The organism is Streptomyces sp. NPDC057474 (genome assembly GCF_042802555.1).
GTDB lineage: Bacteria > Actinomycetota > Actinomycetes > Streptomycetales > Streptomycetaceae > Streptomyces.
Genome location: NZ_JBHVDX010000513.1, coordinates 1 through 1065, shown reverse-complemented (window position 1 = coordinate 1065; position 1065 = coordinate 1). Strand labels below are relative to the sequence as shown.

The following is a 1065-nucleotide window of genomic DNA, read 5'->3' as shown; positions in this document are numbered from 1 at the left end:
TCCAGCCAGAACCGGCTGCGTTGGAAGGCGTAGGTGGGCAGGTCCACCCGGCGCGGCGACAGTCCCTCGAAGACCGGCGCCCAGTCCACCGACACACCCCGCGCCCACGCCTCCGCCAACGACAGATAGAACCGCTCCAGACCCCCCTCACCCCGCCGCAGCGAACCCACCACCACAGCATCGACACCGGCCGCCTCGACCGTCTCCGCCACCGGCACCGCCAGCACCGGATGCGGACTCATCTCCACGAACGCCCCATGACCCTCCGCGAGCAGCACGGCCACCGCGGGCTCCAGACACACGGTCCGGCGCAGATTGCGATACCAGTACCCCGCATCCGTCTCCCCCGACCCCACCCACTCCCCCGTCACCGTCGACAGGAACGGCACCACCGGCTCCAACGCCACCACCGGCGCCAAAACCTCCGCCAACTCCGCCTCGATCAACTCCACATGAGACGAATGCGACGCATAATCCACATCCACCCGCCGCACCCGAACACCAGACGACTCCGCGAACACCACCAACTCGTCCAACGCATCCGCATCCCCCGACACCACCGTCGACACAGGCCCGTTCACCGCCGCCACCGACACCCGACCCGGCCAACGCCCCGCCAACTCGCCCGCACCCGACGCATCAAGCGCGACCGACACCATCCCCCCACGCCCCGCCAACGCCACGATCGCCCGCGACCGCAACGCCACCACCCGCGCACCATCCACCAACGACAACGCACCCGCCACCACCGCAGCCGCGATCTCCCCCTGCGAATGACCCACCACCGCAGCCGGCCGCACCCCGAACGACTCCCACAACGCAGCCAACGACACCATCACCGCCCACAACACCGGCTGCACCACATCCACCCGGTCCAACCCGGGCGCACCCCCCACCCCCCGCACCACATCCACCAACGACCACTCCACAAACCCCTCCAGAGCAGCCCCACACTCCACAAACCGAGCCGCGAACACCGGCGAAGAATCAAGAAGCTCCACCGCCATCCCCACCCACTGCGCCCCCTGCCCCGGAAACACAAACACCGCATCCACCGCGTCGCCG

1 protein-coding gene is annotated in these 1065 nt (G+C 69.2%); it reads right to left on the bottom strand.

Translation table 11 applies throughout. The annotated features are described in order from the left end of the window. On the bottom strand, positions 1–1065 hold a 1065-nt coding region (locus ACFU53_RS48150), incomplete at both ends, for an acyltransferase domain-containing protein (protein WP_384007063.1).